Origin of the sequence: Methylobacterium sp. J-092 (genome assembly GCF_022829325.1) — a bacterium.
Lineage (GTDB): Bacteria > Pseudomonadota > Alphaproteobacteria > Rhizobiales > Beijerinckiaceae > Methylobacterium.
On the sequence record NZ_JAKSXU010000128.1, the window covers coordinates 131,098 to 156,334 of the forward strand.

Sequence of the window (25,237 nt, forward strand, 5' to 3'; positions counted from 1 at the left end):
TGAATCCTCCCCACGGCGCCCGCGATCGATCGGGCACGGCGCGATGAGCCCCCCCGCCCCGCTGCGGCGCATCCCGTTCCTGTCCCACGCCACCTCCGTCTGGCTCCGGCTGCGCCTCAACGAGGTCGGGCCGTTGCTGGCGCTGATCTGCGTCAGCGGGCTCGGCTACGCCTTCTTCGCCCTGGCGCACGAGGTCGGCGAGGGTTCGACCGAGGCGCTCGACCGCAAGATCCTGCTCGCCCTGCGCAACCCGGCCGACCTGTCCGATCCGATCGGGCCGCGCTGGCTGGAGGAGACGATGCGCGACATCACCGGGCTCGGCAGCGTCTTCACCATCGTGTTCCTGACGGCGTCGGTCGCGGCCTACCTCGCCCTGTCCGGCAAGCGCCGGGTCGGCCTGTTCGTGATCGGCGCGGTCGGCGGCGGCGAGCTGGTCTCGACGGTGCTGAAGCTGTTCTACCATCGCCCGCGGCCGGACCTGGTGCCGCACGGCATGGACGTGTTCACGGCGAGCTTCCCGAGCGGCCACGCGATGATGTCGGCGATCGCCTACCTGACCCTGGCGACGCTGCTCGCGCGGATCGACCGCTACCGCCGCGTCAAGGCGCTGGTGCTGGCGCTCGGCGTCACCATGACCCTCCTCGTCGGGATCAGCCGGATCTACCTCGGCGTCCACTGGCCGAGCGACGTGCTGGCCGGGTGGTGCATCGGCGCCGCCTGGGCGGCCCTGTGCTGGTTCGTCGCGCTCCAGCTCCAGCGCAGCGGCGGCGTCGAGGCGCCGGACCCGCCGCCGGCCCGGTGACGGCCGCATGCCTGCCCGGCGCCGTTAGGGTTAACCAACACTTATACCTGACGAGACGAAGCTTTTCGTGCTCCCTTGCATTGATGAAATGCCAACAAGAGCCGGGATGACTTTCGTGACCTTGACGACGCCCAAGATCGAGCGCCGCCACAGCGACCGCCGCCGGGCCTGCCTCGGCGGCACCCTGCGCCTCGCGGCGTTCCTGCGGGAGGCTCCGTGCCGCCTGCGGGACCATTCGCTGACCGGCGCCCGCATCGTCGTCGCGGAGGACGTGGTCCTGCCGCGCGTCGTCGACCTCACGGTGACCGGCCGCAACGAGACCCGCCGCGCCGAGGTCGTCTGGCGCGACGGCACCCAGGCCGGCCTCGCCTTCCTCGATCAACCGGCGCGCGAGGACGGCGCGGCGGCCGAAGCCCGGGCCGCCTGGAATGCGGCCGCCCCGCCCGACCGGCTGCACTGAGCGCGCCGGCGCCCGGCGGAACCCTGCGATCCGGCCCCGGGTTTCCCCGCCTCTCACCGACCGAGACGGGGATGCATGGCAGACGATCACGGGCTCTCGCGACGGACCCTTCTGCGGGCCGGCGGCGTCACCCTCACCGGCGCGGCGCTCGCGGCTGCGGACGCGGCCCGCGCCGCGACGACGCCCGGCCCGACAGTGCCGGCCGACACCGGCGCGGTTCAGGGCGGCCGCGTGCAGTTCCCGAACTGGCGCGGCCAGGGCGACCGGCCTCCGGCGCCGACGCCCGCGCCGCAGCCGCCGGGCCAGCGGGTCGGCTACTGCGTCGTCGGCCTCGGGCGCCTCAGCCTCGACGAGATCCTCCCGGCGCTCGGAGAGGCCAAGCGCTCGCGGCTCGTGGCGCTCATGTCGGGCACGCCGGACAAGGCCAAGCTCGTGGCCAAGCAGTACGGCGTCGCCGAGAGCGCGGTCTACGGCTACGGCGACTGGGACAAGCTCAAGGCCAATCCCGAGATCCAGGCGGTCTACATCGTCACCCCGAACGCGGTGCACCGCGACGACGTCGTCGCCGCGGCGGGGGCCGGCAAGCACGTGCTGTGCGAGAAGCCGATGGCGGCGTCCTCCGCGGAAGCCCGCGCGATGATCGCGGCGTGCGAGCAGGCCAAGGTCAAGCTGATGATCGCCTATCGCTGCCAGTACGAGCCCTACAACCGCGAGGTCGTGCGCCTCGTGCGCTCGGGCGAGTTCGGCAAGCCGCGGATGATCCAGGCCTTCAACGGCCAGACCTCGGGGCTGCCGGAGCAGTGGCGCCTGAAGAAGGCGCTGTCCGGCGGCGGGGCGTTGCCGGATATCGGGCTCTACTGCCTCAACGGCGTGCGGGCGTTGCTGGGCGAGGAGCCTGACCTGATCCAGGCGCACACCTATTCGCCGCCCGACGACCCGAATTTCCGCGAGGTCGAGGAGAGCGTGAGCTTCACCCTGCGCTTCCCCTCCGGCGTGCTGGCGCAGTGCATGACCAGCTACGGCGTCCACGAATCGCGCCGCCTGACGGTGCATACCGGCGGCGCCGACATCGATCTGCAGAACGCCTTCGCCTATGTCGGCCAGCGCCTCGTCATCACCCATCGCGACGGCAAGGCGGTGTCGCAGGACACCAAGGTGCTCGGCGCGAAGAACCAGTTCGCCCTGGAGATGGATCACTTCTCGCGCTGCATCCAGGAGAACCGCCGGCCGCGCACCCCCGGCGAGGAGGGGCTGCAGGACCAGGTGCTGATGGAGGCGATCTACGAGGCGGCCCGCACCGGCGCGCCGGTGCCGATCGCGCCGATCCCGGGCGCCGGCCTCGACGCCACCCGCGGCCCCGAGCTGGACGAGGCGGGTTGACGCGGCGGCCGCCGGAGCGTCGCGGGCCCTGGATGGGAGGGGCCGCGGCCCTATCGTAGAACACATCATGCTCGACACCGATCCGAGCGGCTTCGTCCGCGACGCGCGCCACCTGCGGCTCGACACGTTCGTGCGCCTGCGCTGGCTCGCGATCACCGGGCAGAGCGCCGCCGTAGTCGGGGCGCAGTTCGGGCTCGGGCTCGGGCTGCCGTTCGGCTGGTGCTTCCTGGCGATCGCCGCCTCGTCGTGGCTCAACCTCGGCCTGCGCATCCGCTTCCCGGCGAGCTACCGGCTGAGCGCCGATTCGGCGGCGCTGCTGCTGGCCTTCGACATCGTGCAGCTCGCCGTGCTGCTGTTCCTCACCGGCGGGTTGCAGAACCCGTTCTCGCTGCTGTTCCTCGCCCCGGTGCTGATCTCGGCGACCGCGCTGCCGCCGGAGCGGACGCTGGCGCTCGGCCTGCTGGCGATCGGGCTGGCGACGCTGCTGGCCCTCGTCCACCGCCCGCTGCCGTGGTTCGCCGACGGCCGGATCGAGCTGCCGTTCCTCTACGTCTCCGGGGTGTGGACGGCGATCCTGCTCGGCACGGCCTTCACCGGCGTCTACGCCTGGCGGGTCTCGGAGGAGACGCGACAGCTCGCCCAGGCGCTGGCCGCGACGGAGCTGGTGCTCGCGCGCGAGCAGCACCTGTCGCAGCTCGACGGGCTGGCGGCGGCGGCGGCGCACGAGCTCGGCACGCCGCTCGGCACGATCATGGTGGTGACCAAGGAGCTGGTGCGCCAGCTCGGCCCCGACGCGCCGCCGGCCGTCGCCGAGGACCTGCAATTGCTGCGCGAGCAGGTCGATCGCTGCCGAGGCATCCTCTCGAAGCTCACCTCGCTCGACGGCGACGGGGCCGGCTTCCTCGAGACCTTGAGCTTCAGCCATCTCATCGAGGAGCTGGTGGCGCCGCACCGCGCGATGGGCATCGCCCTCGACATATCGAGCGCGGGCGACGCCCCGGAGCCGGATTGCCGCCGCAACGCCGGCGTGATGTTCGGGCTCGGCAACATCCTCGACAACGCGGTCGACTTCGCCGACGCCCGGGTGGTGATCGAGGGGCGCTGGACCCTGGACCGGGTCACCCTGGAGATCCGAGACGACGGCCCCGGCTTCTCCGCCGAGGTGCTGCTGCGGGCGGGCGAACCCTACGTCACCACCCGCAGCCCGGACCGCACGGCGGGCCAGAACCAGGGCGGCACGGTCGGCGCCGGCCTCGGCCTCGGGCTGTTCATCGCCAAGACGCTGATCGAGCGCTCGGGCGCGCAGATCACCCTGGCCAACGCCTCGAAGCCGGGAACGCACGGGGCGCAGGTCCGGATCTCCTGGGCGCGCCACATCTTCGAGCGGGGTGCGGCGCTCCGTCATGCCCCCGAATTCGGTACCCGACCACCCCTGCCCGCGGGCGATGTCGCGCCTATATAAACTTTCAACGAATACAACGAAATGTTTGAGGAGCTTCTCATGCTGACGCAATCGAGCTCGTCGGGCGCCCCGGATGCTGTGGCGCTCAACGACGCCGACCCGCTCGCCGCGTTTTCCGACCGCAGCCTTCTGATCGTCGACGACGACAAGCCGTTCTCGACCCGCCTCGCCCGCGCGATGGAAGCGCGCGGCTATCACGTCCAGGTCGCCGAGAGCGTGGCCGAGGGCGTCTCCGTGGTCGAGGCGCGGGCCCCCGCCTTCGCGGTGATCGACATGCGGCTCGGCGACGGCAACGGGCTCGACGTGATCGCCCGCCTGAAGGAGCGCCGGCCCGAGGCCCGCGGCGTGATCCTCACCGGCTACGGCAACATCGCCACCGCCGTCACCGCCGTGAAGCTCGGGGCGTTCGACTACCTCGCCAAGCCGGCCGATGCCGACGAGATCCACGGGACGCTGATGGCGCAGCCCGGCGAGCGGGCCGACCCGCCCGAGAACCCGATGTCGGCCGACCGGGTGCGCTGGGAGCACATCCAGCGGGTCTACGAGCTGTGCGGACGGAACGTCAGCGAGACCGCACGGCGGCTGAACATGCACCGCCGCACCCTCCAGCGCATCCTCGCCAAGCGGGCGCCGCGCTGAGGCGGGGGGCCTCCCGGCCCTCCGCTTATCGGTTGCACAGGATGCGACAATCGGGGTACTGCCGCCTTCGCAAGCGGGACGCACATCCGTGCCGCCGGAGGAAGGGGTCCTCGTGAACACCCGCAACCTGATCACGATCCTCAGCATGATGGTGCTGGTGGGAACGGAAGTCTTCGCGGTGGCGATCGCCGCGGGCTGGGCGATCGCCGGCCTGTTCGAGCTCGGCGACACCGTCGGCCACGTGCTGATGGGGCTGTTCAGCGTGGTCGCGGCTTGGATCATGCTCCAGCTCTGGCAGCGCGCGACCAGCATCGAGCCCCTGCGCACGGCACCTCGGGCCGCGCGCCGGTGATGCCCGGTCTCGGCACGTCCCGTGTCGATCCCCGCGCCCGGCTCGGCCGCCCCGACGTTCGTCACCGCCTTCTTCCGATCCAGACCCTGCTGAGTGGCCCATCATGAAAGCCCGCATCGTCGTCACCTTGAAGACCGGCGTCCTCGATCCGCAGGGCAAGGCGATCGAGGCCGCGCTCAAGTCCTTCGGCATCGCGTCGATCGAGGGCGTGCGCCAGGGCAAGGTGTTCGACATCGAGGTCGCGGCCGCGGACCGGGCCGGCGCCGAGGCGACGCTGAAGACCGCCTGCGAGAAGCTCCTGGCCAACACCGTGGTCGAGAACTACGCGATCGAGATCGCGTGATGCGCGCCGCGATCGTCGTCTTCCCCGGCTCGAACCGCGACGCCGACGTCGCCCGCGCGCTCCGGCTTGCCGGGGCCGAGGTCACGACGATGTGGCACGCCGACACCGCGCTTCCCGCCGGCACCGACCTTGCCGTCGTGCCCGGCGGCTTCTCCTACGGCGACTACCTGCGCTGCGGCGCCATCGCCGGCCGCGCCGCCGCGATGGATGCGGTCCGCGCGCACGCCGCCCGCGGCGGGCTGGTGCTCGGCATCTGCAACGGCTTCCAGATCCTGTGCGAATCCGGCCTGCTGCCGGGCGTGCTGATGCGCAACGTCGACCGCCGCTTCATCTGCCACCGGCAGACGCTGCGCGTCGAGCGCACCGACACGCGCTTCGCCGGCGCCTACGCGAAGGGCGAGGTCATCGACATCTGCGTCGCGCACGGCGAGGGCAACTACTTCGCCGACCCCGAGACGTTGGCCCGGATCGAGGGCGAGGGCCGGGTCGCGTTCCGGTACTGCGACGCCGACGGGCAGGTGACGATCGCCGCCAACCGCAACGGCTCGCTCAACGCCATCGCCGGGATCTACTCGGAGGGCGGCAACGTCCTCGGGATGATGCCGCACCCGGAGAACTTCGTCGAAGGCCTGGTCGGCGGCACCGACGGGCGTGGTCTCTTCACCAGCCTCGCCGCCTGAGCAGCCACCGATACTGATGTCGGACCGGTCGAACCGGGCGATGATTTGAGGAACGCCGGATCCTTAACCGTGCGTTAACTTTTTCGATTGAATGTCGGGGCATTCCAGATGTCTGGATGTCGAGTGAGACCTCCGTCCCGCTCTGTTTGATGCCTCCCTGAAACTTCAAAGCCGCCCGTCAGGGGCGGCTTTTTTTGTTCCACATCGGAACTACGTCCCTCCCCCCTGGAGCGGGGGAGGGAAGAGAGGCATCCCGCTCAGTACAGCCCGCCGGCCTGCACCGCGCGGTCGGCATCCGCCGGGACGGTGGCCGGCGCCGCGGCCTGGCCGGCCGGGGCGACGTAGGAATCCGGCGGCGCGGTGCCGGGCTTGAACGCCTCGAGGATGGTGCCGACGCCCTCGCCCGATCCGGCGCGCATGCCGGAGCCGAGCGCCACGCGGATCAGCTTGATGCCCGGCGGCACCCGGAACGGGGTCGGCGGCTTGTCCTTGAGGGCGACCTTGAGGAAGTCGAGCGCGATCGGCGCGGCGAGGCCGCCGCCGGTGGCGCGGTCGCCGAGCGAGCGCGGCTTGTCGAAGCCGATGTAGATGCCGACCGCGAGGTCCGGCGAGAAGCCGACGAACCACGCGTCCTTGGCGTCGTTGGTCGTGCCGGTCTTGCCGGCGAGCGGCTTGCCGATCTGCTTGAGGATCGTCGCCGTGCCGCGCTGCACGACGCCCTCCATGATCGAGACCATCTGGTAGGCGGTCAGCGGGTCGAGCACCTGCTCGGAATCGTCGACCAGCTTCGGCTCGTCCTGCCCGGACCACTTCTCGGCATCGCAGCCGACGCACTTGCGGTTGTCGTGCCGGTAGATCGTCTCGCCGATGCGGTCCTGGATCCGGTCGATCAGGGTCGGGCGGATGCGGCGGCCGCCATTGGCCAGCATCGAGTAGGCGGTGACCATCCGCATGACGGTGGTCTCGCCGGCGCCGAGCGACATCGGCAGCACCGGCAGCATGTCGTCGTAGACGCCGAAGCGGCGGGCGTACTCGGCGATCAGCGGCATGCCGACGTCCTTGGCGAGCCGAACCGTCATCAAGTTCTTCGAGTGCTCGATGCCGTAGCGCAGGGTGTGCGGCCCGCCGGACTTGCCGTCGTAGTTCGAGGGCGTCCACGCCTCCTGGCCGGGGCCGGCCTCGATGGTGATCGGCGAGTCCTGCACGATCGAGGACGGGGTGTAGCCGTTGTCGAGGGCCGCCGAGTAGACGATCGGCTTGAACGACGAGCCGGGCTGGCGCATCGCCTGGGTCGCGCGGTTGAACTCGGATTCGTCGTAGGAGAAGCCGCCGACCATCGCGTGCACGCGGCCGGTGTTCGGGTCCATCGCGACGATGGCGCCGGACACCTCGGGCTTCTGGCGCAGGCGGTACTGCCCGCGGCCGCCATCCATCGCCTCGACGTAGATCATGTCGCCGGCGGCGAGGTTCGGGCGGCCGGCCCAGCGCATGCCGTCCGGCGGGATCGTGCCGGTGTCGCGGTCCTTGGCGACCTGGCCCGAGGCCTCGCGCTTGGGCTGCAGGCCGATCTGCACGCCGCCGCCGCCTTGCCCGAGCACCACGGCGAGCCGCCACGGCGCGACGTCGCCGAGCGCGTTCACCTCGGCCGCCGCCATGCCCCAGTCGCGCCCGGTCAGGTCGACCTTGGTGACGGGGCCGCGCCAGCCGTGGGACTGGTCGTAGCGCACGAGGCCGTCGACCAGCGCCTTGCGCGCGAGGGCCTGCATCTTCGGGTCGAGGGTGGTGCGCACCGACAGGCCGCCCTCGTAGAGCTTCTTCTCGCCGTAGCGCTCGGAGATCTCGCGGCGGACCTCCTCGGTGAAGTAGTTGGCGTTGGCGGCGTTCGGGAAGGCGACGCGCGGGTTGACGCCGAGCGGCATCTTCTTGGCGGCGTCCGCCTCCTCCTTGGTGATGTAGTTGTTCTCCGCCATCAGGCGGATGATCTCGTTGCGGCGGTCGAGCGCCGCCTGGGTCTTGCGGTAGGGGTGGTAGTTGTTCGGCCCCTTCGGCAGCGCGGCGAGGTAGGCCGCCTCGTTGATCGTCAGCTCGTGCACCGACTTGCCGAAATAATCCAGCGCCGCGGCGGCGACGCCGTGCAGGTTGCGGCCCGGCACGATCGTGCCGAGGAAGATCTCGTTGAGGTAGAGCTCGAGGATCTTGTCCTTGGAGTAGGTCGCCTCGATCCGCAGCGCGATCAGCGCTTCCTTGATCTTGCGGTCGAAGGTCTGCTCGTTCGAGAGCAGGAAGTTCTTCGCGACCTGCTGGGTGATGGTCGAGGCGCCCTGCCGCTTGCCGCTCTTGGCGTTGGTCAGCGCCGCGCGCACGATGCCCTCGGGGTCGATGCCGCCGTGCTTGTAGAAGTTCTTGTCCTCGGCCGAGAGGAAGGCGGCGACGATGATCTTCGGCATCGCCTGGATCGGCAGGTAGAGCCGGCGCTCCTTGGCGTACTCGGCCAGCAGCGAGCCGTCGGCGGCGTGGACGCGGGTCATCACCGGCGGCTCGTAGTTGGCGAGCACGGCGTGGTCCGGCAGGTCCTGGCTGTATTTCCAGTAGAAGAACGCGCCGCCCGCGGCCGCGATCACGAACAGCACCGCGAAGGCGCTGAACAGGAAGCCGAAGAAGCGAAGGATGAGGCGCATCCGGTTTCCCGTCCGTCGGTTTCTTCGGCCGCGCGCGGAGCGCATTCGGCTAGGGGGGTCGGGGCTGCCCGCGAGGCGCACGCCGATCCGGCATGCCCGCAGCCTGGAAGATCCCCGCCGACGATGACCGAAGAATGGACGGCGCGACGGGGTCTCGAGTGCCCCGTATCGACACCGGATCTATGGTGAAACTGGGGCGATTGCCGCCGAGCGGCGGTTCGGCACCACCGGGCGGACCAGGCTGGCCCGGTTGCCGAAGAACTGGTCGATCGCCTTGGCCATCGAGCCGGTGACGGAGGCGCGCCACTCGGCCGATTGCAGCAGGTCGAGGTCGCGCTGGCTCGACAGGTAGCCGAGCTCGACCAGCACGCTCGGCACGTCGGGCGAGCGCAGCACCTTGAAGCCGGCCTCGCGGTGCGGCTTCGTGCTCATCTCCATCACCGGCCCGAGCTGGCCCATCAGGGTCTTGGCGAAGCCGGACGAGAAGCCGCGGGTCTCGCGCAGCGTCAGCTCCTGCAGGATGTCGGCGATCTCGGGCGGCCCGTCGCCGGATTCGGCGCCGGCGGCGGCGTCGGCCTTGTTCTCGCGCTCGGCAAGCTTGGCGGATTCGCTGTCGGTCGCCTTCTCCGAGCCGGTGTAGATCGTCGCGCCGCGCACCTGCGGCGCCGACGAGATCGAATCCGCGTGGATCGAGACGAACAGGTCGGCCTTGGCGTCGCGGGCGATGCGCACGCGCTCGGACAGCGGCACGTAGACGTCGCGGTCGCGGGTCATCGCCACCCGGTAGCGGCCGCCGGCCTCGAGCCGGGCGACCAGCGCCTGGGCGAAGCCGAAGACGATGTCCTTCTCGAACACGCCCCCGACCGCGATCGCGCCGGGATCGATGCCGCCGTGGCCGGCATCGACCACGATCAGCGGGCGCCGGTCGGCGGGCTCGGCCGGCGCCACGGCCTTGCCGGCCGCGGGGGCGAGGTCGCCGGCGGTGGCCGCCTTGCGGAAGCTCTCGCGGTCGGCGCGCTGGAACGGCACGGTGAGGATCACGGCGCCGTCGCGCGGGCGCGTCGCGGTCTCGATCCGCCCCACGGTGGCGGGGCCGGCGAGATCGACGACGATGCGCGAGCGCCCCGGCGCGAACAGCCCGTAGCGGAACGACTGCACCAGGCCCTCGCGGCGGCGGCCGGTCTCGGGCGCGAGCTGGAAGTTGACCTCGGCGAGGTCGATCACCGCCCGGTCCGGGCGCTCCATCACGAAGGCGCGGGCATCGACCGGCTTCGACAGGGTGAGGGTGAGCTTGGTGCCCGCGGGCGAGGCGGCGAGGTCGGCCGCGATCGCCACCGCGGGCGGGGCCCGGTCGCCGTTCTGCGCGCAGGCGGGCATCGCGGCGAGCGCGACGGCGGCCGTCAGGATCGCGGAACGGATCAGGCGCGCGGATCGCAGCATCGGTCGGCCTCCCGAGCCTCCGATACGGCATAGGAGCGACATGGTTAACCGGAGGTTTCCGGCCAAGCTCCATTCCGGCAGCGGCTGTGACCGGGAGGCGACAGGGACGTTCCGCCGCCGGCGGTCTCGTGCACGGATGCCGCGCGCCAACCGAACCGGCTCCTCTCCGTCATCCCGGGGCTGCGCAACAGAACCCGGGATCCGCCCCCCCGACGAGACCGATCGGGGCGCGACCGGCGGTCCTGGCTCCCGGGCTCGCCTTCGGCGCGACGACGCGTCGGATTTGCCGGGATCCGCGCGTTGGCGAGCGGACGGCGGCGCGGCAGCCTCAGCGGTGGCCGACGATCCGCGTCGCGCGGCGGGCGAGTTCGCTCCAGCAGGTGAGCGAGGCGTCGGCGACGCGCTGCATCTCGTTGACCTGCAGGCGGATCGCGTCGGCCGGCGAGCGCGCGTCCTTCAGCGCGTTGAGATGGGTCAGCACCGCCGAGCTCTCGTCGCGCATGAAGGCGAACAGGGTCTCGCCGAGGCCTTCGAGGTCCTGACGCAGGGCCGGGACGGGTCGGCGCCCGGCGCGCCAGGAGGCCGGCGACGGCAGCGCACCGTCCGACAGCTGCACCGGCGCCTCGCCGGGCTGGGGCGCCGACCGGGGCTCGGGCGGCCGCGCCGGCGCGGCGGATTTCAGCGGGACCACGTTGGTGTAGGCGGGCGGAGCCTCCGGCTTCGGCGCGGCGGCCGCGACCGGCGCGGGCTCGTCGGCAGGCACGGGCTCATCGACAGGTGCGGGCGCCGTGTCCGCAGCCGGGCCGGCAACTTCCGGTTCGGAGACCGGCGGCGCTTCGGGATTCGGGATCTCGGCGAAGGCGGGTTCGGCCAGGTTGGCGTCGGCGGGGACCGGTATCTCGGCCGGGGGGGCCTCCGGCTCGGGCGCCGACGTCGGGGTGCCGGTCGCGGTGCCGAGGGCCTCGGGCGAGACCGTGTCCATCAGGTGCGCGTGAAGCGGCTCGGGAGGCGCCTCGGAGGGCACCGGCGGGAGCGACTCCTCCGGCGGGTGCAGCGCCGCCTCGAGCGCGGCGGCGCGAGCGCTTTTGGCCTCACCCGCCTTGGCCTCACCCGTCTTGGCCTCACCCGTCTTGCCCTGCAGGGTGCCGGGCGGGGTCGAGGAGGAGCGGCGGCCGGTCGATCGTCCCTGCGGCGTCCGTTGCTTGCCCATCGTCGAGATCCCTTGAGGCCGTCCGCGTGTCGTTCCGTTCGAGCCCGAATCGCACGGGCCGAACGTAGTCCAGTTGCCGGCCGGCGCAATGCATCGGGGGTGCGGCGGCGATCGGCGCCCGCGGATCGGCACGCCGACGCGACGGCCGCGAGACCGGACGATCCAGCCGCGGTGCCGACCGGAGGCCGGGGCCGCCGCGCCGGTGCGCGGCGGAAGATCCTCGGCCCCGCACGGGGCCGAGCGGCGGCTCAGCGCGCGGCGTTCTGCGCGAGGGCGCCGAGGTCCTTGGCCTGCGCCTGCATCGCGGCGATCTGGCTGCGGACGAACTCGGACTGCAGCTCGAAGGCCTCGCGCAGGTCCTTGGTGCGCACGAGCTTCTGCGCGAAGTCGAAGGTGGCGTTGGCGTTGGTCTGGGCGTGGTCGAAGCCCTTGGCGACGGCGGCCTGCATCGAGGACTGGAGGTTGAGCCCCGAGCTCTGGACCTGCTCGGCGGCCTTGAGCGCGTTGCCCATCAGGGTGCCGACGGCGGTGCGGGCCTGGTCGACGCTCTTCTCGGCGAAATCGCGCATCTCGGTCGGGATCTCGAAATTCGGGGTCTGCATGAATCGGCTCCTCGGGTGGCGTCGTCACCGGCGGTCTCGAAGCGATCGCCCGTGCGAGGCGGATTTATGTTGCATTGCAATAATAAGTCAAGACGCCGCTTTTCGAGGCGAAAGCCGCGCTTATTAAGCAGAGACTCTTGCCCCGGCATCGATCCGGGACCCCACCAAGCGCCACACCTGACAGATTGCCCCCGATGTTGCTGCAATCATCCGTCGGGCACAGGGTCGCGATGGCGACGACGGCGCGATCGTGACGTCGCGGGGGATCGCGAAACCGCACGGAAACTTGATCTGATCGGCCGATCGCTTCGCATCGTCCTCCGGGCGGGCGCGGGTCGGGCGCCGCGCCGGCCTATGCGTGCTGCATCGCGTCACGCCGCGTGCGCAGCAAGCCGGCATAGAGCGCGGCCGAGGCTTCGGCGTGCCGGGCGATGGTCATCGGCGCGGCCCAGAAGCGGCCGTGGGCGGCCCGGCCCATCGCGGCGACGCGAGCGTCGTCGGCGAGGCGCGCGAAGGCCGCCGACAGGGCGGCGGGCTCGGGCGGCACGACGAAGCCGCTCGTGCCGTCCAGCACCTTCTCGGCGGCGCCGGAGCGGTCGGAGGCGACGACCGGGATGCCGGCGGCGAGCGCCTCGTAGACGGTGAGCGGCCCGGTCTCGAACCAGCGCGACGGCGCGGCGAGCGCACGGGCGCGGCGGCGCAACACCGCCTGCACGGCCTCCGGCGCCTGCCAGCCCAGCATCTCGACGTGGGGCATGGCCCGCAGCTCCGCCTCCAGCGGCCCGGTGCCGACGAGCAACGCCGTCAGGCCGGCCTCGCGGGCGGCCGCCGCGACGAGGTCGGCGCCCTTCTCGCGGGTCAGGCGCCCGACATAGGCGACGGCGTCGCCCCGCTCCGGTGCGGCCGGGGCGCCGGGGGCGACCCGCACCGGGTTGTCGATGCGGTGATGCGTGAGCCCGTAGCCGCCCAGCATCGCGCCCATCCGCGCGCGGCTCGCGTCGCAGACGTGGACGACGTGGAGCCCGCGTCCCGACACCGCCCGCCGCGCCGCCGCGGTGCGGGCGACGCGGACCAGCTTGTGCAGGCGGCTCCTGGCATCGCACGGCGCCAGGATGCAGGCGGCGGACATCGGCGCGAGGGCACAGGGCTCGGCCGTGTCGAAGCGGTAGTAGACCCCGTTCGGGCAGGCCAGGAAGTAGTCGTGCAGCGTCAGCGCCACCGGGGCGCCGGTGGCGAGCAGCACCGGGAAGATCCCGGGCGACAGGCTGCGGGTCCACTGGTGGACGTGGACGACGTCCGGCGCGCGCGCCATCCGCCCGATTGCGTCGCTGAGCGCCCGCGCGGCGCGGGCGTGCCAGATGCCGGCGACCGCCGCGGCGACGGGGTTGCGCGCCCACACGTCCGGCAGGTCGAGGCAGATCCGGGTGAGGTTGCGATGGTCGAGCAGCGGGTCGACCGGGCCGGCGACGCCCTGGACGTAGGTGACCCGGAGCCCGGCCTCGGCCAGCCCGCGGGCCGATTCGACGGCGACCTTCTCGGCGCCGCCGCTCGGGCTCGCGAACTCGGCCAGGATCACGACGTGCATGGCGACACCGGCGCAGGAGATCGAGAGATCAGGCGGTCGAGCGGGGACGATCCGAGGGGGAACAACCGCAGATCGGCGGCGTGCCCGAGGTTTACGCGGGATCAACTGCGGTCCGGTAAACGTGGGGACATCCAGGGAGCGGGAGCCGCCTCGTGCACGTCGTCCTCGTCGCCGACCACGCCTACGTCAACGGCGGCCAGGCCAAGGTCGCGCTCGACTCGGCCCTCGGGCTCGCCGCCCGCGGCACCCGCGTGACGCTGTTCGCCGCCTGCGGCCCGGCCGACCCGCGCCTGGCCGCCGCCGGCATCCGCGTGGTCTGCCTGAACCAGGACGACATCTCGACCACGACGAACAAGCTCGCCTTCCTGGCGCAGGCGATCTGGAACCGCGAAGCGGCCCGCGCGCTCGCCGCGGAACTGGCGGCGTGCGACCCCGACGACACCGTGGTCCACGTCCACGCCTTCGCCAAGGCGCTGTCGCCGTCGATCGGCTTGGCGTTGCGGCGCGCGCGGCTGCCGCTGCTCTACACCATGCACGAGTTCTTCCTGGTCTGCCCGACCGGGGGGTTCTACGAATATCCGGCCGCCGCGATCTGCCACCGCACGCCGATGTCGGGCGCGTGCCTGACGACGAACTGCGATGCGCAGAGCTTCCCGCGCAAGCTCGCGCGGGTGGTCCGCCACCTCGGCATGACGCAGGTCGCGGAGCTGCCGACGCTCTTCCGCCACGTGATCACGATCAGCGACCTGCAGGAGCGGGTGGTCGGCCCGCTGTTGCCGCGCGGGACCCGCTTCCACCGGGTCGACAACCCGATCGCGGTGGCGCACCGGCCGATGACCGAGCGGGCGCCGGGCGACTTTCTGTTCGTCGGGCGGATCTCGACCGAGAAGGGCGCGCCGATCTTCGCGGAGGCGGCGCGGCGGGCCGGCATCCGCGCGGTCTTCGTCGGCGACGGCGAGCAGCGGGCGGCGCTGGCCGCGCGCTACCCCGAGGCCGCGATGCTCGGCTGGCGCGATGCCGCCGGCGTTCAGGCGCTGATGGGCGCCGCCCGCGCGCTGGTCTTTCCCAGCGTCTGGTACGAGGGCCAGCCGCTCACGGTCTACGAGGCGCTGGCGCTGGGCACGCCGGTGGTGGTGAGCGACGCCTGCGCCGGCCGCGAGGCGGTGGTCGACGGCGAGACCGGCTTCCTGTTCCGCTCCGGCGACCCGGACGCGCTCGCCGCCCACCTGCGCCGGCTCGCCGACGACGCGCTCGCCGCCCGGATGGGCCGGGCCGCGCATGCCCGCTACTGGGCCGCGCCGCTCACCCTCGACGCCCATCTCGACCGCCTCGCCGGCGTCTACGAGGCGGTGCTGCGCGAGGCGGCGCCGGGCCGGGCGACCTCGCGCGCCGCCGCCCCCCGGCCGACGCGGCGTGAAACACCCGGGGCCGCCTCGCGTTGATCCGGCACCGGCGCCGCCCTCGGCGCCTCGTGACGGCAGGAGCAGCCCCGATGACCGACGACACCAAGACGCCGCAGGGCGCGGACAAGCCGGGGTTCCAGCAGGGCAGCGCCAAGCCCGGCGACGAGAAGAACCCCGCCAACCAGCAGGACAAGATGGGCGAGCGCCTCGACGACGCCCTCGAGGAGACCTTCCCGTCGAGCGACCCGGTCTCGGTGAAGATCACCAAGTAGCGCGATCCGCAGGCGTTCGGGGCCGGTGCGCGCGAGGCACGCCGGCCCTTTTCGTTGCGGTGCTTCCGCTGCGGGCGCGGACGACGCAAGCACGCGCGGACGGAGAAGGCACGGGGACGCCGAGCGGTCCCGTGCGAGGCGCCCTCCGCCCTCAGCGGCCGCGCAGGAAGAAGAACCAGATCAGGAGGATGACGGGGATCGGGATCCCGATGAGCCACAGCAGGCCGCCGGTCAGCATGTTTTTCTCCTATGTTGCACGAGAGCAACGGGACCATCCCGGAAACCGTTCCGCCGCGCGGACGCCCGCGATCCCCGCCCGCCGCCAGGCTTCCGCTGGACGCCGGCCGCATGATCCTGTCTCATCGGAACGAAGACGCGTCCGGGAGGCACGCCATGGCCGACGATCCGCAATCGCAGGGGCGCCTGACCCGCGCGTCGAGCTTCGTCTTCCTCCACACCGAGCACGCGATCTACGCGGCCCTGGGCCTGCTGCTGGCCTTCACCGCGCTGATCGCGCTGGTCGACGCCGTCGGGCTCACCTTCGAGGCGCTGCGCTCGCTCGGGGGCGCCGCGCAGACCCTGGAGGTGGTCGACCGGCTGCTGTTCCTGCTGATGCTGGTGGAGATCCTGCACACGGTGCGGGTCTCGATGCGCTCCGGCAAGCTCACTTGCGAGCCGTTCCTGATCGTCGGGCTGATCGCCTCGATCCGGCGGGTGCTGGTGATCACCCTGCAATCCTCCGAGATCATGCACGGCAAGGACTGGACGCAGGAGAAGGCGGCCCTGTTCCAGGCCTCGATGATCGAGCTCGGCGTGCTCGCCGGCCTGATCCTCACCATGGTGGCCTCGATCTTCCTGCTCCACCGCGCCCGCGACGACGACAAGCCGGCCGGCGAGGAGACCGAGGGGTAAGCCCGGGTAACCGGCCCGGCCGGGCCGCGAAGGGCACGGCATCGCACCCGTCCGGAGACCCGCCATGCGCCGCACGATCCCGCTCGCGCTCCTCGCCGCCCTGCTCGGCGCCCCGTTCTCCCCTTCCGCCGTCTCCCCGGCGGACGCGGCCGGGCGGCCGGTGGTGGTCGAGCTGTTCACCTCGCAGAGCTGCTCGTCCTGCCCGCCGGCCGAGGCGCTGCTCGGGCAGATCGCGCGCGAGGGCGGCGCCGTGCTGCCGCTCGCCTTCCACGTCACCTACTGGGACCACCTCGACTGGCGCGACACCTTCGCCCTGCCGGCGGCGACCCGTCGGCAGGCGGCCTACGCCGAAAGGCTCGGCGGCGGCTCGTACACCCCCGAGGCGGTGATCGACGGGCAGGTCGGGCTCGTCGGCTCCGACGCCGGCGCGGTCCGCGCCGCGGTCGCCCGCGCGCAGGCCGCCACCGCCGCCGAGGCGCCGGTGGCGCTGGCACGGCGCGGCGACGCCCTCGTCGTCACGCTCGGCGCCGGGCGCGGGGCCGGCACCGTGACGCTGGTCGGGTTCGATCCGAGCCACGCCACCCGGGTCGCCCGCGGCGAGAATGCCGGCCGCACCCTCGCCCAGGCCAACATCGTCCGCGCCGTGTCCGAGATCGGCCGCTGGGCCGGGCAGGCGGCGACGCTGGAGGTGCCGCTGCCGGCCGGCGCCGACGCCGCGGTGATCGTGCAGGGCGCCGACGGGCGGATCCTCGGCGCGGCGCGGCTCGGGCCGGCCGCCCGAGCGTAACCGTCGCGCGTTCCTCGGCGAAGACGAACGCGGGCGATGGGCGCCCGACGTCTCCCGCGAGGCTTGCCGATGTACCTGCCCGCCATCGGCCCGGTTCCACCGCTGCCGGCGCGTTCCCCCGGGGGCCGCGTTGCGCTAGGGTCCGGGACACGACGCGGCGACAGGGCGGCGATGGCGCTCGAGGACAGTCTGGCGACGGCGATGGCCGCGGCGCAGGGGGGCGATGCGGCGGCCTATCGCCGGCTGCTCAACGCCTGCCTGCCGGTGATCGCGGGCATCGCCCGCGCGCAAGGGGTGCGCGGCGAGGCGGTCGACGACGTGGTGCAGGACACGCTGCTGACGATCCACAAGGCGCGGGCGAGCTACGACCCGGCGCGGCCCTTCCTGCCGTGGCTGCGCGCCATCACCCAGCGCCGGGCGATCGACCGGCTGCGCCGGGCCGGGCGCCGCCCGCAGGAGGTGCACGATCCCCTCGCCTACGAGGCCCACGCCGATGCCGGCCCCGCCCCGGGCATGCGCATCGAGGCCGACCAGCGCAACGCCGCGCTGGCGCGGGCCGTCGCGGCGCTGCCGGACGGGCAGCGGCAGGCGGTGGAGCAGCTCGCCTATGCCGAGCGCTCGCTCGAGGAGGCGGCGGCGCTCACCGGCCGCAGCAAGGGCGCGCTGAAGGTGAACCTGCACCGCGCCCTGAAGGCGCTGCGCGGGACGCTGGCCCGGGACAAGGAGGGCGGCGATGTCTGAATCCGTGCACGAGTCCCTGGTCAACGACCTCGTCGGCGGCCTCGCGCCGGTGCGCCGGCTCAGCCCGCCGGCCTGGCGCGCGGCGGCCTGGCTCGCGGCGGTGCTGGCGCTGGCCGCGATCCTGATGCCGATGGCCGACATGGACGGCCTGCGCATCCGCCTCGCCACGCCGGACCTGCGCGTGGCCGCCCTCGGCGCCGGTCTCACCGCGGTCGCGGCCGCGCTCGCCGCCTTCATGACGAGCGTGCCCGGCCGCTCCCTGCGCTGGGCGCTGCTGCCGCTGGCGCCGGCCGCGTTCTGGATCGGCGCGAGCGGCCTCGGGTGCCTGCGCGGCTGGCTCGCCCCCGGCACCACGCCGGCCGACGGGCACGCGATGGGCGGCTGCTTCGCCTTCCTCGTCGGCGTCTCGCTGCCGCTCTCCGTGCTGCTGGTGGCGATGCTGCGCCGCGCCTGCCCGCTGCACCCGAACCTCACCGCAGCGCTCGGCGGCCTCGCGGCGGCGGCGGCCGCGGCGACCCTCCTCGTGCCGTTCCACCCGCACGACGCCACCGCGACCGACCTCATGATCCACGCGGTCACCGTGCTCGGCGTGATCGGGCTGAACGGGATTTTTGGCGGCCGGCTGCTCGGCGGCGGCCCGGACGCATCCCGGCGCGACCGTGGCGGTTGACCTTGCCACGCCGGCAAGCTCCACGGTGCGGCGCATCCCCGTGAGGAGACCCGACCCCATGCGCAACACCGTCCGGCCCGCCCTGATCGCCGTCGCCGTCCTCCTCGCTGGCAGGGTGCTGGCACAGGGCATGGACCACGCGCATAGGGACCACGCCGGCCGTCATCCCGCGCCGGCCGCGGGCGAGGCGCCCGCCACCCGGGCGTTCCGCGCCGTCGACGCGCGGATGCACGCCGACATGGCGATCCGCTACAGCGGCGACGTCGACGCCGACTTCGTGCGCGGCATGATCCCCCACCACGAGGGCGCCGTCGGCATGGCGCGGGTCGCGCTGCAATACTCGAAGGACCCGGAGGTGCGGGCGCTCGCCGAGGAGATCGTCAAGGCGCAGGAGCGCGAGATCGCCCAGATGCGGGCGATCCTGGCGCGGACGGGCGGGAAGTAGGAGCCGCAGCCTCGGATGCCCCCGCGCCCGGCGCTCGAAGCGACGTCCCTCCCTCCGTCATGGCACCCTTGCGCCCGCGATTCGGAGCCATCGCCTTCCGAGCCTCGATCCCGATCGGGGCTGCAGCAGCCTTGACGTCTGCGCATCTTTTTATCTTATAGGCAATCTGCGCACAGGAAGAGCTCCTTGTCGGCCTGCAAGGTTCGGATCGTCGTCGATCATGCCAACAGCGACGACCCGATCTTCACGGTCGAGGTGCGGACCCCCTGGGGTTCGCTCGCTGTGATGGCCGAGGTGACGCTCTCGGGGCGATCCCTCGAGCTGAACGGCATGCACGTCGGCGGCGACCCGATGACGAAGTGGGGCGCGTCCGTGCTCCGCGACATCGCGCAGGGGGTCATGGAGGAATTGGATGTCGACGCGATCCACATTGTTGGCGGCGTTCGGACCACGGGTGCAAATCCGGGACGGGACCCTCGTCCCCGACGGCTCCGTAGAGCGCCTCAGCCTCAAGCGGCTGCCGGACGCGCACCTCGACACGGTGGCGGCGGCCCGCGCCCTGGTCCGTAGGCATCTTCCGGTGAAGGCGGCTCACGCGGTCATGACGGACGTGTTCGACACCGGCGAGGCCTATGTCGAGGTGCCGAAGGTCGAGAGCCTGAGCCGGCTGACGGCGGAACTGACGGCGCTGGGCATCGCCGTCCGCAAGCATGCACCCGACCCGATCTCCGTCCGAAGCGTGCGCGAGGCCCTGCATCTCTCGCAAGCCCAGTTCGCGCTCCGGTTCGGGCTGGAGGAAGCGACCGTCAAGAACTGGGAACAGGGCAAGTCCAGGCCGAACGCCACGGCCATGACGTTGATCTGGACGATCCATCGCCACCCCGAAGCGGTCGTCGATGCCCTCGCCACCTGCGGAGCCGCGACCGAAGCGGATGCGGCGTCCGCCCTTCGCGCCGGGGAAGGCCACGCCCCGGTGGACCCGCTTCGACGCCCTGTCCAGAAGCCCGAATCGTGCTAGGCTCACGCACGATGCGACAGGCCCGGCACCTTCTGCGACGGCTCGCTGCGATCCTTCGGGTCGCGGCGCTTCTCGTCATGGTCCCGGCCTTCGCCCAGGCGCATGCCGGGCACGCCCACCACCCCGGCGCCGGGCATGCGCGCGTCGGGAACGCCTCGAAGGCCGCCCCGGGCGTCGCCGCCGTGATCGCCGCGCCGGAGGCCGCCGCCGACCGGGCGGATTGCCTCGCCTGCCTGGGCTGCTGCTGCGCCCACGTCTTCGTCGCGGCCTCGGACGGGGACGGCGTCCGCGCCGCCCGCCCGAGCGGCGACCGCGTCGCGATGGGGCCGGATTCCGTGCGCCCGAGCGCCGTATCCGAGGCCCTTCCCGAGCCCCCCAGACCCTTCGCCTGAGGCTGCGCGCGCCGCCCCGGCGCGCCACGCGGCTCGTCCCGACGAGTCGCGCCCGTCCCGATGCGAAGGTTGCTCTCCCATGACGATCCGGCTCCCGGCTGCCCTCGCGGCGGCCGCGCTCACACCTCGGCCTGTGGGCCGGCGCGGCGCGCGCCCACGAAGGCCACGACCATTCCGACGGGCCGAAGGCGGCGCCCGCCGTCGAGGCCCCGCGCGGCGCGTCGAGCACCGACGCGCTCGAGCTCGTCGCGGTGGCGCGCGACGGCAGGCTCACGGTGTTCCTCGACCGCGCCGACACCAACGAGCCCGTGGCCGACGCGACGATCGAGGCGGAGACGCCGGCGGGCAAGGCCGCCGCGGTCGCGGGCCCCGACGGCAGCTACCGCCTCGACGCCCCCTGGAGCGCGGTGCCCGGCGACTACGACGTGCTGTTCACGGTGACCGTCGGCGGCAAGACCGACCTGTTCCCGGTCGACCTCGACGTGCCGGTACCGCCGGCCCCGACGCCCGAGCCTGCGCCGTGGCATGCCGGCCTCGCCGTCGCCCACGATTTCGGCGCGCACCTGCGCAGCGCCGACCCGATGCCGTTCCTCGTCGGCGGCGCCGGCTTCGTGCTCGGCATCCTCGCGACGGTGCTGATGCGCGGGCGCCGGAGCGGCGCGGCACTCGCCCTCGTCGTGCTCGCGGCCGGGCTCGTGCTGGCGCCGGCGGCCTTCGCGCACGGCGACGACGACCACGAGGCCCCGACCCCGATGGCCGCCACCGGCGCCCAGGACCTCGCCCGCCGCCTGCCCGACGGGTCGGTGTTCGTGCCGAAACCCACCCAGCGCGTGCTGACCCTGCGCACCCTCGTCACCGCGTCGGGCGTGCTGGCGCGGACGACCGAGCTGCCCGGCCGGATCATCGCCGACCCGAACGGCAGCGGCGTGGTGCAATCCTCGGTCGGCGGCCGGCTGTCGCCGCCGGAATCCGGCCTGTTCCCGCGCCTCGGCACCCGCGTGCGCAAGGGCGAGGTGCTGGCCTTCGTCACGCCGCCGGTCCAGGCGGTGGACGTGTCGGACATGCGCCAGCGCCAGGGCGAGCTCGACCAGCAGATCGCCATCGTCGCGCGCCGGGTCGAGCGCTACCGCAAGCTGAGCCCCGGCGGCGCGGTCTCGCAGGTGCAGATCGACGACGCGGATGCCGAGCTGAAGGGCCTCGTCGACCGCCGCACGGCGCTCGACGGCGTCCGCTCGCAGCCGGAGGCGCTGGCCGCGCCGGTCTCGGGGGTGATCGCCGAGGCCAACGCGGTCGCCGGCCAGATGGCGAGCCCGGGCGCGATGGTGTTCAAGATCGTCGACCCGTCCCGGCTCTGGGTCGAGGCGCTGAGCTTCGACGCGCTCGCCAGCACCGCCGACGCCACCGCGCGGCTCGCCGACGGCCGACGGCTCGAGCTCGCCTATCGCGGCGCCGGCCTCGCCGACCGGGCCCAGGCGGTGCCGATCCAGTTCGCCGTGCGCGACGCGCCGCCCGAGCTGCGCACCGGCCAGTTCGTGACGGTGCTCGCCGCCACCGACACGCAGCAGACCGGCCTCGCCCTGCCGCGGCTCGGCGTGGTCCGCGGCGGCAACGGCCAGACCCTGGTCTACGAGCACGTCGCCCCCGAGCGCTTCGCGCCGCGCGAGGTCCAGGTCGAGCCCCTCGACGCCGCCCGCGTCCGGGTGGTCTCCGGGCTCGAGCCCGGCCGGCGGATCGTGACGCAGGGCGCCGAGCTCCTCAACCAGATCCGCTGACGGGAGCCCGCGCATGTTCACGCTCCTCGTCACCCAGGCCCTGCGGAACCGGCTGGCGGTGCTCGCCGTCGCCGCGATCCTCGTCGTCTACGGCGCCTTCACCGTCACGCGGCTGCCCGTCGACGTCTTCCCCGACCTCAACCGGCCCACCGTCACCATCATGTCGGAGGCCGAAGGGCTCGCGCCGCAGGAGGTCGAGCAGCTCGTCACCTTCCCGCTCGAGACGCAGATGAACGGGCTGCCCGGCGTCACCCGGGTGCGCTCGGTCTCCGGCGTCGGGCTGTCGGTGGTCACTGTCGAGTTCGACTGGGGCACCGACATCTACCGCAACCGCCAGCAGGTGGCCGAGCGCCTTGCGATGGCGCGGCCGCAGCTGCCGGCGGAGGTGAGCCCGACGATGGGGCCGATCTCCTCGATCATGGGGCAGATCGTCATGGTCGCGCTCACCGGCGACACGGTCGATCCGATGCGCCTGCGCGAGATCGCCGACTTCACGATCCGGCCGCGCCTGCTCTCGATTCCCGGCGTCGCGCAGGTGATCCCGATGGGCGGCGAGGTCCGCCAGTTCCGCGTCGCGCCGCAGCCCGCCGCGTTGCGGGCGCTCGGCGTCAAGCAGGCCCAGCTCGAGGCGGCGCTGGCGCAGTTCGGCACCAACACCGGCGGCGGCTTCACCGACCAGTACGCCCGCGAATACCTGATCCGGAACCTCGGCCGGACGATGGACCTCGACGACCTGCGCAACATGGTCGTCGCCACGGTCGACGGGCGGCCGGTCTTCCTGCGGCAGGTGGCGGAGGCGTCGTTCTCGGCGCGCGTGAAGCGGGGCGATGCCGGCTACATGGGCGCGCCGGCGGTGGTGATCTCGGTGGAGAAGCAGCCCGGCACCGACACCGTCGCGCTCACCGCGCGGATCGAGGCGGCGCTCGCCGAGATCACCGCCACCCTGCCGAAGGGCGTGCGCGCCGACCGGCTGATCTTCCGGCAGGCGAACTTCATCGAGACCTCGATCGGCAATGTCGAGCAAGTGCTGGTGGAAGCGATCGCGGTGGTGGCGGTCGTCCTGTTCGCGTTCCTGCTGAACCTGCGCACCACGGCGATCTCGCTCACCGCGATCCCGGTCTCGATCCTGGCGACGGCCATCGCCTTCCATCTCGCCGGCCTGTCGATCAACACGATGACCCTCGGGGGGCTCGCCATCGCCATCGGCGAGCTGGTCGACGACGCCGTGGTCGACGTCGAGAACATCTTCCGGCGCCTTCGCGAGAACCGCGCGGCGGGCGACCCGCGCTCGACCTTCGACGTGGTGGTCTCCGCCTCGCAGGAGGTGCGCTCGGGCATCGTCTACGCGACGATGGTGATCGTGCTGGTGTTCGTGCCGCTGTTCGCGCTCTCCGGCATCGAGGGCCGGCTGTTCGCGCCGCTGGGGCAGGCCTACATCGTCGCGATCCTGGCGAGCCTCGTGGTCTCGATCACCCTGACGCCGGTGATGGCCTACTACCTCCTGCCCGGCCTCAAGCGCCTCGACCAGCACGAGAGCGGGCTGATCCGCGGGCTCAAGCGCGCGCTCGCCGCGACCCTGCGCGTCGCCCTGCCCCGCGGGCGCCCGATCCTGATCGCGGCCGGGCTCGCGGTCGCGGCCGCCGCCGTCGCGGCGACGTGGCTGCCGCGCGCCTTCCTGCCGCCGTTCAACGAGGGCTCGTTCACCGTCAACATGGCGTTCAACCCCGGCATCTCGCTGCCCGAGAGCAACCGGATGGGGCTGGTGGCCGAGCGCCTGCTCCTCGAGATCCCGGACGTGCGCTCGGTCGGCCGCCGCACCGGCCGGGCCGAGCTCGACGAGCATGCCGAGGGCGTCCACTCCTCCGACCTCGAGGTCGACCTGAAGCCCGGCGCCCGGCCCAAGGACGCCCTCGTCGCCGACATCCGCGCCCGCCTCGCCCTGCTGCCGGTCTCCGTCAACGTCGGCCAGCCGATCTCGCACCGGCTCGACCATATGCTCTCGGGGGTGCGCGCCGAGATCACGCTGAAGATCTTCGGCGACGACCTCGATACGTTGCGGCGCCTCGCCGACGACCTGCGCCAGCGCCTGTCCGCGATCCCCGGCATCGCCGACCTGCAGGTCGAGAAGCAGGTGCTGATCCCGCAGCTCGAGGTCCGCGTCGACTATGCGCGGGCCGCCCTGTACGGGGTGCAGCCGGCGGCGCTCGTGGACCAGCTGAGCCGGCTGTCGAACGGCCAGGTGGTCTCGCGCGTGGTTGACGGCATCCGCCGCTTCGACGTGGTGATGCGGCTCTCCGACACCCAGCGCACCACCCAGGCGCTCGGCGACCTCCTGGTCGAGACGCCCTCCGGCTGGGTGCCGGCCCGCCAGATCGCCGACATCCGCGAGACCGACGGCCCGAACCAGATCCTTCGCGAGAACGCGCGCCGGCGCATCGTCGTCCAGGCCAACACCGCGCCCGGCGCCGACATAGGCCGGGTCGTCGCCGCCATCCGCCAGCAGGTGGATGCGACCCGGTGGCCGGCCGGGTACGCGACCAGCCTCGAAGGCGCGTTCCAGGCGCAGGGCGAGGCGGCGCGCACCATCGGCCTGCTCTCGCTCGTGTCGCTGGCGCTGGTCTTCACCCTGCTCTACGGCCGCTACCGCTCGGCCGTGCTGACGCTGATCATCCTCGGCAGCATCCCGCTGGCGCTGATCGGCTCGGTGGTCGCCCTGTGGCTCGCCGGGCAGCCGCTCTCGGTCGCCTCGATGATCGGCTTCATCACCCTGACCGGCATCGCGACGCGCAACGGCATCCTCAAGATCAGCCATTGGCTGAACCTCGCGATCCACGAGGACCTGCCGTTCGGGCCGAACCTCGTGATTCGCGGCAGCCTGGAGCGGCTGACGCCGGTGCTGATGACCGCGCTCGCCGCCGGCATCGCGCTGGCGCCGCTGCTCGTCGGCACCGACGCGCCCGGCAAGGAGATCCTGCACCCGGTCGCCGTGACGATCTTCGGCGGCCTGATCAGCGCGACGCTGCTCGACACGGTGCTGACGCCGATCCTGTTCCTCGGCTTCGGCCGCCGGCCGGTGGAGCGCCTGCGCGCCGCCGCCCGGGCGGAGGCGCCGACCGGGGTTGCGACGGCCGATGCGTTTTGACGGTGCGTCACTTCCCTCCCCCCTCTGCGGGGGAGGGAAGACGCACCTAG

24 protein-coding genes are annotated in these 25,237 nt (G+C 72.7%); 19 read left to right on the forward strand and 5 right to left on the reverse strand.

Annotated elements, in window-relative coordinates; all coding sequences use genetic code 11:
- Window positions 1–43 precede the first annotated feature (43 nt).
- From MKK60_RS15360 to purQ, 8 genes are all read left to right on the forward strand, one after another.
- A complete protein-coding gene (locus MKK60_RS15360) occupies window positions 44–802 on the forward strand; it encodes a phosphatase PAP2 family protein (protein ID WP_147858874.1) in 759 nt (252 codons plus the stop codon).
- 115 nt (window positions 803–917) lie between these two features.
- The gene (locus tag MKK60_RS15365) at window positions 918–1,262 is read left to right on the forward strand and encodes a PilZ domain-containing protein (protein WP_243986944.1); all 345 of its coding nucleotides are present in this window, start codon (window positions 918–920) and stop codon (window positions 1,260–1,262) included.
- Window positions 1,263–1,337: 75 nt separating this feature from the next.
- Window positions 1,338–2,642 (forward strand): Gfo/Idh/MocA family protein, encoded by a 1,305-nt coding sequence (locus tag MKK60_RS15370; RefSeq protein ID WP_243986946.1) that lies wholly within the window; start codon window positions 1,338–1,340, stop codon window positions 2,640–2,642.
- Between the two features lie 67 nt (window positions 2,643–2,709).
- Window positions 2,710–4,104, forward strand: a complete 1,395-nt coding sequence (locus MKK60_RS15375; protein ID WP_147728651.1) for an ActS/PrrB/RegB family redox-sensitive histidine kinase — start codon at window positions 2,710–2,712, stop codon at window positions 4,102–4,104.
- A 39-nt stretch (window positions 4,105–4,143) separates the two neighbouring features.
- Complete coding sequence (locus tag MKK60_RS15380; protein ID WP_147728650.1) at window positions 4,144–4,743, forward strand: ActR/PrrA/RegA family redox response regulator transcription factor; 600 nt, start codon at window positions 4,144–4,146, stop codon at window positions 4,741–4,743.
- Between the two features lie 112 nt (window positions 4,744–4,855).
- On the forward strand, window positions 4,856–5,095 hold the full coding sequence (locus MKK60_RS15385) for a hypothetical protein (RefSeq protein WP_147843713.1): 240 nt from the start codon (window positions 4,856–4,858) through the stop codon (window positions 5,093–5,095).
- Between the two features lie 103 nt (window positions 5,096–5,198).
- Window positions 5,199–5,438 carry a phosphoribosylformylglycinamidine synthase subunit PurS gene (gene purS / locus MKK60_RS15390; RefSeq protein ID WP_147728648.1) on the forward strand — a complete coding sequence of 80 codons (240 nt, stop codon included), beginning with the start codon at window positions 5,199–5,201 and terminating at the stop codon, window positions 5,436–5,438.
- Window positions 5,438–6,118, forward strand: coding sequence for a phosphoribosylformylglycinamidine synthase subunit PurQ (purQ, locus tag MKK60_RS15395; protein WP_243986948.1), 681 nt, complete (start codon window positions 5,438–5,440; stop codon window positions 6,116–6,118). Before purS ends, purQ begins: the two co-directional genes overlap by 1 nt.
- A gap of 257 nt (window positions 6,119–6,375) precedes the next feature.
- Here the strand turns inward: purQ and MKK60_RS15400 are convergent, their stop codons facing one another.
- The 5 genes from MKK60_RS15400 to MKK60_RS15420 form a co-directional block, all read right to left on the reverse strand.
- Complete coding sequence (locus MKK60_RS15400; RefSeq protein WP_243986950.1) at window positions 6,376–8,796, reverse strand: penicillin-binding protein 1A; 2,421 nt, start codon at window positions 8,794–8,796, stop codon at window positions 6,376–6,378.
- A gap of 180 nt (window positions 8,797–8,976) precedes the next feature.
- Window positions 8,977–10,236, reverse strand: a complete 1,260-nt coding sequence (locus tag MKK60_RS15405) for an N-acetylmuramoyl-L-alanine amidase (protein WP_147728853.1) — start codon at window positions 10,234–10,236, stop codon at window positions 8,977–8,979.
- A 328-nt stretch (window positions 10,237–10,564) separates the two neighbouring features.
- Entirely contained in the window at window positions 10,565–11,446 is an 882-nt protein-coding gene (locus MKK60_RS15410; RefSeq protein ID WP_243986952.1) for a hypothetical protein, read from the reverse strand.
- 248 nt (window positions 11,447–11,694) lie between these two features.
- Window positions 11,695–12,048: a phasin gene (locus tag MKK60_RS15415; RefSeq protein WP_147729981.1), complete on the reverse strand. Its 354-nt coding sequence runs from the start codon at window positions 12,046–12,048 to the stop codon at window positions 11,695–11,697.
- Window positions 12,049–12,400: 352 nt separating this feature from the next.
- A complete protein-coding gene (locus MKK60_RS15420) occupies window positions 12,401–13,633 on the reverse strand; it encodes a glycosyltransferase family 4 protein (protein WP_243934512.1) in 1,233 nt (410 codons plus the stop codon).
- Between the two features lie 152 nt (window positions 13,634–13,785).
- Here MKK60_RS15420 and MKK60_RS15425 point away from each other — a divergent pair, with 152 nt between their 5' ends.
- The 11 genes from MKK60_RS15425 (at window position 13,786) to MKK60_RS15475 (ending at window position 25,187) form a co-directional block, all read left to right on the forward strand.
- Window positions 13,786–15,075, forward strand: coding sequence for a glycosyltransferase family 4 protein (locus MKK60_RS15425; RefSeq protein WP_243986955.1), 1,290 nt, complete (start codon window positions 13,786–13,788; stop codon window positions 15,073–15,075).
- Between the two features lie 50 nt (window positions 15,076–15,125).
- Complete coding sequence (locus MKK60_RS15430; protein ID WP_147844753.1) at window positions 15,126–15,308, forward strand: hypothetical protein; 183 nt, start codon at window positions 15,126–15,128, stop codon at window positions 15,306–15,308.
- 393 nt (window positions 15,309–15,701) lie between these two features.
- Entirely contained in the window at window positions 15,702–16,220 is a 519-nt protein-coding gene (locus tag MKK60_RS15435; RefSeq protein ID WP_243934509.1) for a phosphate-starvation-inducible PsiE family protein, read from the forward strand.
- Window positions 16,221–16,284: 64 nt separating this feature from the next.
- Entirely contained in the window at window positions 16,285–17,007 is a 723-nt protein-coding gene (locus MKK60_RS15440; RefSeq protein WP_243986957.1) for a DUF1223 domain-containing protein, read from the forward strand.
- A gap of 171 nt (window positions 17,008–17,178) precedes the next feature.
- A complete protein-coding gene (locus MKK60_RS15445) occupies window positions 17,179–17,748 on the forward strand; it encodes an RNA polymerase sigma factor (RefSeq protein ID WP_147844732.1) in 570 nt (189 codons plus the stop codon).
- The gene (locus tag MKK60_RS15450; protein WP_243986959.1) at window positions 17,741–18,418 is read left to right on the forward strand and encodes an NrsF family protein; all 678 of its coding nucleotides are present in this window, start codon (window positions 17,741–17,743) and stop codon (window positions 18,416–18,418) included. The genes MKK60_RS15445 and MKK60_RS15450 overlap by 8 nt, the downstream gene beginning before the upstream one ends.
- Window positions 18,419–18,476: 58 nt before the next feature.
- Window positions 18,477–18,863 carry a DUF305 domain-containing protein gene (locus MKK60_RS15455; protein WP_243986961.1) on the forward strand — a complete coding sequence of 129 codons (387 nt, stop codon included), beginning with the start codon at window positions 18,477–18,479 and terminating at the stop codon, window positions 18,861–18,863.
- 454 nt (window positions 18,864–19,317) lie between these two features.
- The gene (locus tag MKK60_RS15460; RefSeq protein ID WP_243986969.1) at window positions 19,318–19,881 is read left to right on the forward strand and encodes a helix-turn-helix domain-containing protein; all 564 of its coding nucleotides are present in this window, start codon (window positions 19,318–19,320) and stop codon (window positions 19,879–19,881) included.
- 11 nt (window positions 19,882–19,892) lie between these two features.
- Window positions 19,893–20,273, forward strand: a complete 381-nt coding sequence (locus MKK60_RS15465; protein ID WP_243986971.1) for a hypothetical protein — start codon at window positions 19,893–19,895, stop codon at window positions 20,271–20,273.
- 98 nt (window positions 20,274–20,371) lie between these two features.
- Window positions 20,372–22,045: an efflux RND transporter periplasmic adaptor subunit gene (locus MKK60_RS15470; protein WP_313901132.1), complete on the forward strand. Its 1,674-nt coding sequence runs from the start codon at window positions 20,372–20,374 to the stop codon at window positions 22,043–22,045.
- A 13-nt stretch (window positions 22,046–22,058) separates the two neighbouring features.
- Window positions 22,059–25,187 carry an efflux RND transporter permease subunit gene (locus MKK60_RS15475; RefSeq protein WP_243986987.1) on the forward strand — a complete coding sequence of 1,043 codons (3,129 nt, stop codon included), beginning with the start codon at window positions 22,059–22,061 and terminating at the stop codon, window positions 25,185–25,187.
- Window positions 25,188–25,237: the final 50 nt, after the last annotated feature.

Bases quoted from the DNA above. Each gene is read 5' to 3' on its own strand.
- MKK60_RS15475 (WP_243986987.1), top strand. From the start codon at position 22,059: ATGTTCACGCTCCTCGTCACCCAGGCCCTGCGGAACCGGCTGGCGGTG.
- MKK60_RS15360 (WP_147858874.1), top strand. From the start codon at position 44: ATGAGCCCCCCCGCCCCGCTGCGGCGCATCCCGTTCCTGTCCCACGCC.
- MKK60_RS15380 (WP_147728650.1), top strand. From the start codon at position 4,144: ATGCTGACGCAATCGAGCTCGTCGGGCGCCCCGGATGCTGTGGCGCTC.
- MKK60_RS15400 (WP_243986950.1), bottom strand. From the start codon at position 8,796: ATGCGCCTCATCCTTCGCTTCTTCGGCTTCCTGTTCAGCGCCTTCGCG.
- MKK60_RS15410 (WP_243986952.1), bottom strand. From the start codon at position 11,446: ATGGGCAAGCAACGGACGCCGCAGGGACGATCGACCGGCCGCCGCTCC.
- MKK60_RS15450 (WP_243986959.1), top strand. From the start codon at position 17,741: ATGTCTGAATCCGTGCACGAGTCCCTGGTCAACGACCTCGTCGGCGGC.
- MKK60_RS15375 (WP_147728651.1), top strand. From the start codon at position 2,710: ATGCTCGACACCGATCCGAGCGGCTTCGTCCGCGACGCGCGCCACCTG.
- MKK60_RS15440 (WP_243986957.1), top strand. From the start codon at position 16,285: ATGCGCCGCACGATCCCGCTCGCGCTCCTCGCCGCCCTGCTCGGCGCC.
- MKK60_RS15430 (WP_147844753.1), top strand. From the start codon at position 15,126: ATGACCGACGACACCAAGACGCCGCAGGGCGCGGACAAGCCGGGGTTC.
- MKK60_RS15465 (WP_243986971.1), top strand. From the start codon at position 19,893: ATGCGACAGGCCCGGCACCTTCTGCGACGGCTCGCTGCGATCCTTCGG.
- MKK60_RS15405 (WP_147728853.1), bottom strand. From the start codon at position 10,236: ATGCTGCGATCCGCGCGCCTGATCCGTTCCGCGATCCTGACGGCCGCC.
- MKK60_RS15435 (WP_243934509.1), top strand. From the start codon at position 15,702: ATGGCCGACGATCCGCAATCGCAGGGGCGCCTGACCCGCGCGTCGAGC.
- MKK60_RS15370 (WP_243986946.1), top strand. From the start codon at position 1,338: ATGGCAGACGATCACGGGCTCTCGCGACGGACCCTTCTGCGGGCCGGC.
- MKK60_RS15415 (WP_147729981.1), bottom strand. From the start codon at position 12,048: ATGCAGACCCCGAATTTCGAGATCCCGACCGAGATGCGCGATTTCGCC.
- purS (WP_147728648.1), top strand. From the start codon at position 5,199: ATGAAAGCCCGCATCGTCGTCACCTTGAAGACCGGCGTCCTCGATCCG.
- MKK60_RS15445 (WP_147844732.1), top strand. From the start codon at position 17,179: ATGGCGCTCGAGGACAGTCTGGCGACGGCGATGGCCGCGGCGCAGGGG.
- purQ (WP_243986948.1), top strand. From the start codon at position 5,438: ATGCGCGCCGCGATCGTCGTCTTCCCCGGCTCGAACCGCGACGCCGAC.
- MKK60_RS15455 (WP_243986961.1), top strand. From the start codon at position 18,477: ATGCGCAACACCGTCCGGCCCGCCCTGATCGCCGTCGCCGTCCTCCTC.
- MKK60_RS15420 (WP_243934512.1), bottom strand. From the start codon at position 13,633: ATGCACGTCGTGATCCTGGCCGAGTTCGCGAGCCCGAGCGGCGGCGCC.